Origin of the sequence: Alkalinema sp. FACHB-956, from assembly GCF_014697025.1 — a bacterium.
Classification (GTDB): Bacteria; Cyanobacteriota; Cyanobacteriia; order Leptolyngbyales; family Leptolyngbyaceae; genus Alkalinema.
The window spans coordinates 161,848-172,152 of record NZ_JACJRC010000011.1 but is presented as its reverse complement, the minus strand read 5'-3'; the positions used below and the strand labels follow the sequence as shown (position 1 = coordinate 172,152).

At 51.3% G+C, this 10,305-nt stretch carries 11 protein-coding genes; 4 read left to right on the top strand and 7 right to left on the bottom strand.

Going from position 1 to position 10,305, the window contains the following annotated elements; translation table 11 throughout:
- A partial coding sequence (locus H6G21_RS14055) for a CHAT domain-containing protein (RefSeq protein ID WP_190574041.1) occupies positions 1-848 on the top strand: 848 nt, incomplete at its 5' end.
- A 163-nt stretch (positions 849-1,011) separates the two neighbouring features.
- On the opposite strand, the gene H6G21_RS14050 is transcribed toward H6G21_RS14055, so the two are convergent.
- On the bottom strand, positions 1,012-1,221 hold the full coding sequence (locus H6G21_RS14050) for a BrnA antitoxin family protein (protein ID WP_190574040.1): 210 nt from the start codon (positions 1,219-1,221) through the stop codon (positions 1,012-1,014).
- Positions 1,218-1,511, bottom strand: coding sequence for a BrnT family toxin (locus H6G21_RS14045; RefSeq protein WP_190574039.1), 294 nt, complete (start codon positions 1,509-1,511; stop codon positions 1,218-1,220). The genes H6G21_RS14050 and H6G21_RS14045 overlap by 4 nt, the downstream gene beginning before the upstream one ends.
- Before the next feature lie 459 nt (positions 1,512-1,970).
- On the opposite strand from H6G21_RS14045, the gene H6G21_RS14040 reads away from it, so the two are divergent.
- Both H6G21_RS14040 and H6G21_RS14035 read left to right on the top strand, forming a co-directional pair.
- On the top strand, positions 1,971-2,156 hold the full coding sequence (locus tag H6G21_RS14040) for a hypothetical protein (protein ID WP_190574038.1): 186 nt from the start codon (positions 1,971-1,973) through the stop codon (positions 2,154-2,156).
- Positions 2,157-2,334: 178 nt separating this feature from the next.
- Positions 2,335-2,922: a Uma2 family endonuclease gene (locus H6G21_RS14035; RefSeq protein ID WP_190574059.1), complete on the top strand. Its 588-nt coding sequence runs from the start codon at positions 2,335-2,337 to the stop codon at positions 2,920-2,922.
- A gap of 368 nt (positions 2,923-3,290) precedes the next feature.
- On the opposite strand, the gene H6G21_RS14030 is transcribed toward H6G21_RS14035, so the two are convergent.
- Positions 3,291-6,593 (bottom strand): CHAT domain-containing tetratricopeptide repeat protein, encoded by a 3,303-nt coding sequence (locus tag H6G21_RS14030; RefSeq protein WP_190574037.1) that lies wholly within the window; start codon positions 6,591-6,593, stop codon positions 3,291-3,293.
- 461 nt (positions 6,594-7,054) lie between these two features.
- On the opposite strand from H6G21_RS14030, the gene H6G21_RS14025 reads away from it, so the two are divergent.
- The gene (locus H6G21_RS14025) at positions 7,055-7,243 is read left to right on the top strand and encodes a hypothetical protein (RefSeq protein WP_190574036.1); all 189 of its coding nucleotides are present in this window, start codon (positions 7,055-7,057) and stop codon (positions 7,241-7,243) included.
- Positions 7,244-7,441: 198 nt separating this feature from the next.
- Here H6G21_RS14025 and H6G21_RS14020 read toward each other — a convergent pair whose 3' ends face one another.
- The 4 genes from H6G21_RS14020 to H6G21_RS14005 form a co-directional block, all read right to left on the bottom strand.
- The gene (locus tag H6G21_RS14020; RefSeq protein WP_242041821.1) at positions 7,442-8,236 is read right to left on the bottom strand and encodes a ChaB family protein; all 795 of its coding nucleotides are present in this window, start codon (positions 8,234-8,236) and stop codon (positions 7,442-7,444) included.
- Positions 8,237-8,272: 36 nt separating this feature from the next.
- A complete protein-coding gene (locus tag H6G21_RS14015; protein WP_190574035.1) occupies positions 8,273-8,833 on the bottom strand; it encodes a Dps family protein in 561 nt (186 codons plus the stop codon).
- 320 nt (positions 8,834-9,153) lie between these two features.
- On the bottom strand, positions 9,154-9,486 hold the full coding sequence (locus H6G21_RS14010) for a hypothetical protein (RefSeq protein ID WP_190574034.1): 333 nt from the start codon (positions 9,484-9,486) through the stop codon (positions 9,154-9,156).
- Positions 9,487-9,632: 146 nt separating this feature from the next.
- Positions 9,633-10,007 (bottom strand): hypothetical protein, encoded by a 375-nt coding sequence (locus tag H6G21_RS14005; protein WP_190574033.1) that lies wholly within the window; start codon positions 10,005-10,007, stop codon positions 9,633-9,635.
- Positions 10,008-10,305 lie beyond the last annotated feature (298 nt).

The window sequence follows — 10,305 nt, the reverse complement described above, 5'->3', positions numbered from 1 at the left end:
TACAAGCCGCCAAACCCAATACCCTCATCTATGCCCCCGATGGCGTCCTGCGCTACGTTCCCCTCGCCACCCTCCACGACGGTAAACAATGGCTCGTCCAACGCTACCGCATCAACAACATCATTGCTCGATCGCTGCAAGAACTCAACACCGCACCCACCCGACAGCCCAAAGTCCTGGCCGGAGCCTACGGAGACGAATTCCACACGATTAAAGTTGGCAATCAATCCTTCTCCTTTTCAGGTATTCCCTTTACCATTAAAGAAGTCGATTCCCTAAAAACGCTCTTACCGACAGTTCCCCTGATTGGCACCGCCTTCGATCGAAGTTCTCTTTTGCCTCAACTGAACAGTTACAACATTGTGCATCTTGCCACCCACGGTAAATTCATCGTTGGCGATAGCGAACAATCCTTCATTGCCCTTGGCAGTGGCGAAACCATTCCCCTACCTGAGATTCAAAACCTCTCCATGAGTAACGTTGACCTGGTAGTTCTTAGCGCCTGCGAAACCGGAATTGGGGATGTTCTGGGCAGTGGGCAGGAAATTCTGGGATTGGGCTACCAGTTCCAACGGGCTGGAGCTAGAGCGACGATCGCGTCCCTGTGGCCTGTGGATGATGGTGGCACTCAAGTGTTGATGACTGCGTTCTATGAAGCTTTGAAACGAGGTATGAGTAAAGCCGAAGCGCTTCAGCAAGCTCAACAAGTGCTTATCGCCCAAAAGCTGACGCCCCAAGCGATGCGCCAACGGGCCGGGGCACGCCCACTGATTGACCCATCACGCATTGCGGACTCTTCCCACCCCTACTATTGGGCACCCTTCATTCTCCTCGGCAATGGCTTGTAGAAAAAGTCATTTCTAGACCAAATTGATTAATCACGGCTACAGATCCGATCCCCCCTACCCCCCCTTAAAAAGGGGGGAATTCAGCCAAATTTATTCAAAGTCCTCCTTAATAAGGGGGATTTAGGGGGATCGTTATGCGTTGCAATTACAAGTTGATTTGGTATTAGACCCATTCTAATGATGGTTTTCGCTGAGATTTTGCACAGTCCTGTAAATATAGATTAATGAGCGTTTGATAGGGAATTCCTGTCTCGCTGGCTAGGGTCTTAAAGTAATTGATCACATCTTCTTCCAGACGAATGGTGATCTGCTTTTTTAGGCTTTGGGTATAGGGGTTTGGCACCGATTGAGAAAAATCATACTCATCTCTCATGGCAAAAACTCCTCGTATTGATGTCTTTCCTGTTTTGTTGCTGGACGTGCAGAAATAATCCGAATCATTCGATCGCTACCTTTGTACAAATGCACAACGGTCAATAAACGAGAAATTTCGCTCACGCCCAAGAGTATGAATCTTTCTTCTCCGATCGAATGGTCTGGGTCTGGGATCAAGCGAGCATATTCGTCGTAGAAAACGCTTTCAGCTTCTTCAAATGAAACACCATGCTTGCGTTCGTTTGCTTCGGCTTTGAGCGGGTTCCACTCGAATTCTAGCTCATCCATAGGGTGCCTGTCGTTACAACGTATTTACATTATATTTAGCAACACTGCTAAATTTAGGGTTGCTGGCTTAATAGATGTTAAGGAACGATTGGGATTAGGGTTCCTGAGTTAGTCTACAGCAAGCAAAGATTGGAAAGAAGTTGAATGTCTAGCTGACCAGACTACAAAATTTAACACCCCTATACGGTTGACGGACAGAACGATCGCCGCTACATTGCTATAGTTAAGCAGCACGAGAACCTTTCATCCTTGCTGCTGATACGCCCAAAAAACTAGCGCGATCGCCTTGAGCTTAAGGCCCTCAAAACGATCGCTAAGCCCCCAAGCTGCAGAGACCAGCATGGTTGCCTGGATTGCATTTTAGCACCCCAAGCCGCCCTGTTTCGCCATGTCAGAAAACGGGGCGGCTAGCTTTTTGGGTTTTCCTCGTCCATTGACTTCACGTTTGGAGGAAAACCTATGACCCGCTATACCAAGAAGATCAAGCTACAACTGAGCGGTGAAGCCGATGCTGTCGAAGCCGCGATCGGGATTCTGCACGTTATCAACTTCATCAGCGCCCACGAATGGAGCCAAACCGTCCGTAAACGGGGCGAACCCACCGTCGTGCGGGTTGCGGCTAGGGAGATTATGCTAGAAGGCTAATCTTCGATCCCCCTAAATCCCCCTTATTAAGGGGGACTTTGAAAGAATTTGGTCAAATTCCCCCTTTTTTAAGGGGGGGATCAGCTCTACACGATCGACGAGGTATCCGATCGACCCAAAGGAAAACAGTACAATGGAAACTGTACGAACCGCAGTTCAGCAACCTCTGGTGAACGCTATGAGTGTCATCACAAAGCCTATGACCCTAGAGGAGTACCTCAACTATGACGACGGTAGCGAGACGCGCTACGAATTGGTTAACGGGGAATTAGTCACTATGCCACCTGAAAGTCGCCTGAATATCCAAATCGCTATCTTTTTGCTGGCTCAATTGATTAAACTCGGGATTCCCGCCAACCAAATCGCCATGAAAACGCAAATTGCTGTGAGCGGCGCACGCGCAACTGCACGGGAACCCGATTTGATCATCCTCTCAGAGGAATCAGCGATCGCCTTAGAAGGAGCCACGCAATCCCTCATCACCCACGATATGCCTTCCCCGCTGTTGGTTGTGGAAGTGGTGAGTCCGAAGCAAGAAAATCGGGATTATCGCTATAAACGTACAGAATATGCGGGACGACGCATTCCTGAATACTGGATTATCGATCCGATCGCGCAAAAAGTAACGATTTTGGAGTGGGTGGAAGGGTTGTATGAGGAAAAGGTTTATGAAGGAGAACAAGCGATCGAGACTACGCTATTTCCAACGCTAAACCTGACGGCAAAACAACTACTGACCGCTGGTGAAACAACACCGCATACTTAATCAAAATAACGCCGTATATCTAATCAATTTGTGATTGCGATGTATACGATCCCCCTAAATCCCCCTTAAAAAGGGGGACTTTGAATGAATTTAAACGAATTTGGCTGAATTCCCCCCTTTTTAAGGGGGGCTAGGGGGGATCGTATACATCGCAGCGAGCGAGCGATTTGATGTCACTTTGTAATTGCGATGTATACGATCCCTAAATCCCCCTTAAAAAGGGGGACTTTGAATACATTTGAACGAATTTGGCTAAATTCCCCCCTTTTTTCTAGCGTTAGCGGCGCGTTAGCGGCGCGTTAGCGCGGGGGCTGGGGGGGATCGTATACATCGCTGCGATCGAACGATTTGATGTCACCGTCCAATCGCTATGGTGTTTTTGGGAGGGGTTGCCAGTTGCCGGAGAGGATGAAGGAAGCCCAGTAGTAGGGATGTTGATATTGCGGGGTGTTGAGGAGTTCCCGCTGGGTGTCTAGGAGGGCTTGGTTGCGGCCTGTGCCAGCGAGTAGACGATCGTAGTATTTCACCATTAAATCTTTGGTGCCTTCGTCGCTGACTTTCCAGAGGCTAATCATTTGGGTTTGCGCACCTGCGAGGGTGAAGGCGCGGCGCAGACCGTAGACGCCTTCGCCATTGGTAACATCGCCTAGGGCGGTTTCGCAGGCGGAGAGGATGACGAGTTCGGTGCCGCGCAGGTTGAGTTGGGAGGCTTCTAGGGCGGTGAGGATGCCGTCGCTGTTGGGGTTGCCCCCGTTGAGGCGATTGGCTCCGGCGAGGGCGAGGCCCGATCGTAGGAGGGGGTTGTCGTTGGGGTTGTAGGGACGGGCGACGGGTATGGCGACGGGGACATCGGGTCTGGCCCCTGCACGGGGCTCGGAGAAGCTGCGGCTGGCGAAGAGGCTACGACTGTTGTCGAGCTTGGGTTGGGGCAGGTCGGCGAGGAAGAAACCGTGGGTGGCGATGTGGAGGATGCGGGGGGCTGGTGTTTGTTTAAGGGCGGTTTCGGTGGCTTGGGAGGCGGTCAGGAGGGTGACGCCGGGGAGTTTGGGCGCGATCGCTTTGGCTTCTTCAGCGGTGCCGGGGAGGGGGTCGAAGCTGAGGCTGCGCAGGTCGGCGGCGGCCCTCACCCCTGGCCCCTCTCCCGTGGGGCGAGGGGAAGGAGAAGAGGAGGCTGAGGCGATCGTGTAGTCGGGGTTGGCGAGGAGGAGGGGGGCTGAGGGTTTGCTGTCGGGTTTGGTGTTGGGGGAGGGCAGGCGGAGGAGGTCGCGCCCGGAGGTGAGGTAGGAGATATTCAGGGTTTCGACGAGGTAGCGGTTATTTTCATCGACGAGGGCGGCGAAGGGGATGAGGTTGAGGTGGCTGTCGGGGGAGATGAGTAGGGTTTTGTGGGTGGGGTTGAGTTTGGCGCGGATGGGTTGCATTAGGGCGGCATCGAGTTGGCGGGCGATCTCGGTGGGGTTGGTGGTGGGGCGTTGCAGGGCGTCGCGAAATTCGGCGGTGAGTTGGTCGATCGGGGCGGCTTCACCCAGGTCGATCGCGGTAAGGGTGCCGTCGCGGGTCAGTAGGTAGGCGGCATAGCGGGGTTTGCCCACTTGTTCGGACTCTTTGGCTTTGGGGTTGAAGGGTTTATAGCGGGTGATTTCGAGCAGGGTGGTGTTGGGGGGGATTTGTTGTTGGATGGCGTCGAGGGTGATGGGTTGGGTTTGTTGGCGGTAGGTGGCGCTGCGACGGGCGAGGTCGGCTTGCAGGTCGGAGACTTGCTGGGTCAGGGTTTGGAGTTGTTGGCGGTAGGTGGTGGGGTCGGTGCGGAGGAGGGGGCTGTAGGGCAGGGCGGCGAGTTGGCTGGTACGATCGGCGAGTTGGTTGAGGAGGGTTTGGTTTTCGGGGGTGAGGTTTTGGCGCAGGCTGGCGAGGCTGAGGCTGGTAGCATCGAGGATGCGGCCTTTGCGACGGAAGAGGGTGGTGAGGGCGAGTTGGGCGGCTTGGGGGTTGGTGGGTTGGGCTTGCAGGTGCAGAGAAATTGCCCCATCCGTTGTGCCGCTTAATTGAGCAATGTAGTCCTGTTTTTGGTCTTCGGCCCCGAAGGCGAGGTGGGTGGAGAGGTTGGTTTCTTCGATGGTCAGTCCTTGGTTTAGGAGGGCGATTGCGTTATCGTAACGGCCTTGACTCTGGTACAGTGTGGCCAGATTATTGAGGCTGGAGGCGACATCAGGATGGCGATCGCCCAGGAGCGATTTGCGCAGTTCCAAGGCTTGAATAAACAAGGGTTCTGCTTTGTCGTATCGCCCTTGACTCTGGTACAGTGCGGCCAGATTATTGAGGCTGGTGGCGACAGAGGGATGGCGTTCACCCAAGAGCGATTTGCGCAGTTCCAAGGCTTGAATAAACAAGGGTTCGGCTTTGTCGTATCGCCCTTGACTCTGGTACAGTGCGGCCAGATTATTGAGGCTGGTGGCGACAGAGGGATGGCGTTCACCCAAGAGCGATTTGAACAGTTCCAAGGCTTGAACATACAAGGGTTCGGCTTTGTCGTAACGCCCTTGACTCTTGTACAGTGCGGCCAGATTATTGAGGCTGTTGGCGACATCGGGATGGCGGTCACCCAAGAGTGATTTGCTCAGTTCCAAGGCTTGAATATACAAGGGTTCGGCTTTGTCGTAACGTCCTTGACTGTCGTACAGTGCGGCCAGATTATTGAGGCTGGTGGCGACAGCGGGATGGCGTTCACCCAAGAGCGATTTGAACAGTTCCAAGGCTTGAATATACAAGGGTTCGGCTTTGTCGTAACGCCCTTGACGATCGTACAGTCCGGCCAGATTGTTGAGGCTGGAGGCGACATCGGGATGGTGTTCACCCAAGAGCGATTTACGCAGTTCAAAGGCTTGCAGATACAAGGGTTCGGCTTTGTCGTATCGTCCTTGATTCCTGTACAGTGCGGCCAGATTATTGAGGCTGGTGGCGACAGCGGGATGGCGATCGCCCAAGAGCGATTTGAGCAGTTCCAAGGCTTGAAGATACAAGGGTTCGGCTTTGTCGTAACGCCCTTGACTCTGGTACAGTCCGGCCAGATTATTGAGGCTGGTGGCAACAGCGGGATGGCGATCACCCAGAATCCGCTGTCGAATTTGTAATGCTTTTTCTGCCAATGGAACGCCTGTCTGATATTTTCCCTCGCTGCGAAGCTGAAGCACTTGCTGATTTAATTGTTCTGCTTCGGCTAATTCAAAGTCAGTCTGTGTGGACGAGCGGCTAATCAGTTGGTAATTGCCCAAAGGACTACCTGGTTTAACCACAATGACAACAATGTACAATCCATCACGCGGAATCTCTAAAAAGACTGGCAGCTTAAAATTACGATATCCCCAATCAGAAGCAACTTCCTGTTTCTCCGAATTCATCACAACTACACTAGGAGCAAAATCTGGACTCGTTACTTCGATCGTTATTTTCTGCCCAGCTTTCGCTTCAAATGTGTGAATATTAAATCTTTTTCCGTTATCTGTTTTGTCGCTTTTTTCATCAATCTTGCTATCGATCGACAAGTAGTTATTGCCCGATCGACCTTTCTCCACGTTTGTATTCTGCTGCGCGATCGCTCCTTCCATCATCCCAATCTGCGCAACCATCAATAACCCCACCAACCCCACATTCACCCAGCCAACTTTCCCCATGACCTGACTCCATTAACTTTCCTAATTCAATAACACTAACCCAAGCGCGATCGTGCGATCGGGCCTCCCGATTCCGAACCACAACCTCCAACCAATAACCCTGGGATTGATTCTATAACCCCTCTCTTTCTACCCCCTCAGACCCTATGAAACTTCCGATCGCGCTACAAAATTTAATGCCCCTGTACGGTTGACGGGAGTAACGATCGCCGCTACATTGCTATAGTTAAGCAGCAATCGGACATACAACTCCTGCTGCCAATACGCCAAAAAAACTAGCGCGATCGCAATGAGATTCCCGCCTCAGAACGATCGCTAAGCCCCCAAGCTGAACACACCAGCATGGTTGCCTGGATTGCATTTTAGCACCCCAAGCCGCCCTGTTTCGCCATGTCAGAAAACGGGGCGGCTAGCTTTTTGGTTTTCCTCGTCCATTAACTTCACATTTTTGAGGAAACCGAATGACACGCTATACCAAGAAAATCAAGCTACAACTGAGCGGTGAAGCCGATGCTGTCGAAGCCGCGATCGGCATTTTGCACGTTATCAACTTCATCAGCGCCCACGAATGGAGTCAAACCGTCCGCAAACGGGGCGAACCCACCGTCGTGCGGGTTGCGGCTAGGGAGATTATGCTAGAAGGCAATTAGAAGCCACTTAGGGCGATCGGGTAGGGCGATCGGGAGATTACTCGATCGCTCTAAGTTCCCCTATCTCCTTCGGAGAGGCTACGCTAAGAACAAGGGAGACTCTCAAGAAATTTAAATGAATTCCCCTTTGCCCTTAACAAGGGAGACAAAGGGGAATCGGATCTGTAGAATTGATCAATCAATTAGGCGTTAGACCTGTTATGCCGCAGGCTTAGACCAGACACCTTCTTCATTTTCGACAAACTTCTGACGGATGGTTTCCCAAGCCATTTGTTCTGCCAAGGGAGACTCTTTACCCGCATCGATCGCCGCATTGTACTGCTCAATAAACATGGTTTGAGCGTCCGGAGATAGGTGGGAGCGTACGTCCGGCGTCAAGTCGTCAGGACTGCCACAGCGGCCAGGACAGGGACGGGGTAACACTTGATCGATCGTATGGACTTCCTTGCCGCCTGCACTTTCCATCAGCAGTTGGTATTCTCCTGTGCGAGATTCCGGCACCTCCGCCATCACCAGAAATTCCCCCGCAGACACGAGGGTTTGATAAACAGCAGCCTTATCTTCCGGCATTCCCAGCGTGACCAACAGCGAGGCCAGACCTGCTCCTGCACTCCCGGCCAAGGCACCGGATGCTGCTCCAATCAGTGCTGCACCGATCGGCCCTGCGGCCACCACGGGGCCAACAAAGGGAATAAACAGAACGCCAACGCCCGTCAGCAAACTGAGGACAGATCCAAAGAGTGAACCAAAAATTGCGCCTTGCTTCAAACCCCCTAAAATCACATCGCGCTTCGTAATAAATCCAGCCACTCGGGTCGTGGATTCAAAATTCCGCCCCATGACGGAAATGTCCTCTGCGGGAATGCCCCGATCGATCAATCGTTGGACAACTTCTTGAACCTTGGTTTGGTTTTCAAACACCGCAGAGATCATCCGATCGCGGGTTGAGGGGGGCAGGGTTGCAGAGTTTTGATTCGTTGCAGTCATTGTCATGGTTAAGGTTCCTTCTCAATCTATAGGTCAGTCAAATTAGACGCCCGCCGGAATCGCAACAGCATTGGCACTCGGAATTTGACCGTTGGGCTTCACGGCTTCCCCTTCAATGAACGATCGCAACATCCAAGCCATGGCTTCGTGGGCTTCCATTTTGCCCGTGAGGAAATCAGTGGTTCCTTCATCATGGAAGTCATCGGAACATTGATCAACCGCAGATCGGAGATTGCGAATGATCTGTTCGTGGTCGGCGACCAGTCGAGCCACCATATCCGTTGCACTCAGAATATCTCCCGCATCTTCGGTAAGCGTGGTATATTGCAGAAATCCTGCCGCAGTTCCTACTGGGTATCCCCCCAGCATCCGCACTCGTTCAGCATATTCGTCAATGCTTTCTGAAAGCATTTGATACTGTTCTTCCCAGAGCTGGTGCAACGTTAAAAATTGGGGGCCAACCACATCCCAGTGATATTTTTTAGTCTTGATGAGAAGCAAATAGCCATCAGAAAGGGCAACATTGAGTAGGTTAATGACACCTTCACGCTCACTATCGGTTAGACCAATGTTAATTGCGCGAAGCGTTGATTTAGTAGCCATTGGAATTACCTCTATTCCTATTAAGCTTTAGCGTCAGCGGGTAAAGCCCATAAATCCTTGGGTTAGAGCTGGATTTTCCCGCAATTCAGTGCAAATTAAATCTGCACAAGTTAAGTCTGCACAAGTTAAGTCTGTAAAATTTATCTCAATCTACAAAAGACTCACTAGGTTCTACTGTAAATTGGATAAATCGAGTCGGTGAGTTGATTTGACAAAAGCTGCTATGCACTGGGATCAGTCACTCTTGTCAAATCTTCACCTTTCACCGAAGTAACAGACTGAAGTCATGTACTAACTACGTAACGTACTAACTTCTACGGCTATTTCGTAACTTTATCGATCGCTTTTTCTAGCTTGCGAGCAATGGCAGGTCCGGGCTTAGAGGTATCGCTACGATACATTTTATCTGCGTCAGCAGAACCCTGAACTTCGTTGAGTCCACCCTTATTGCGAGCTTCAATTTCCTCTAAATTCATAGGGGCCGATTTAGAAGCCACATCTTCAGCCGCAGCCATGGATTCAGGCATTTGTGCAGTACCTTCCGTGGGATTGCTAGCCGGAGCTGCCAACGTAGGACTCATCGTCAAGCCTAAAAACAGCATCGCGGAACAAACGAACATGGAAAACATGGCAAACAAAGAACGAAAAGACATGGTATTTCCTCCTAAGAAATTCTGAGTTATAGCGGTTCAGTCAGTGTATTACCCACAGTTAAAACAAGCATTAAACAATGGCGCAAGGATAACTAGTGAGCCTTCAGCAATCAATTGATGATTCAAAATACGATTGCAAAATCGTTCTATTTACTAAACAGGCCTTTTACCGCATCGATCGCGTTATTGGTGGCGTCGGTAACAGCATCCTGGGCCTTGCCAATATCCTGTTCAGCTTTCCCCTTAGCTTGCTTAGTCAGTGCGTCGGTTTTGTCACCTGTGCGCTGAGCCGCATCTTCTACCCGACCGATGTCATACTTCGCACGGCCTTCCACCTGCTTAGCCACACCTTTGGCCTTGGCGGCGACGCTATCCTTAACACTTTCTGCTTTACCAGCCGCTTGCTCGATCGTTCCTTCCGCTTGACGACCGATGCCGATGGCCGCGATCGAACCTGGTTGCGTTACTGACACGGGAGCTGCGAAGGCTGGAGCCGTTGCCCCAAAACTTAGGATACTCATGCAAGCCAAAGTTGCTAGAGAAAGTTGAACAGAACGAAAAGCTTTTTTTAGAACTGAAAATAGTTTCATAGGGTCTCCCTGGTATGGTTTCTGACGAGACATTCAGCCGCATTATTCAGCCGCGCTATTCAGCCGTGTTATTCAGCCGTGTCTTTCAACAGGTGTCTGCGTCGATGTCTGTAATGTATCTTGTCGATCGTGTATTCTGAATCAACCTATAGTCCGAAGGTCTTTGCAGCTTGGACTTCAGCTTGTCACTCTATTGAAGGAAAGTTCCTTTTTCTCTGCTCTCTCTAAA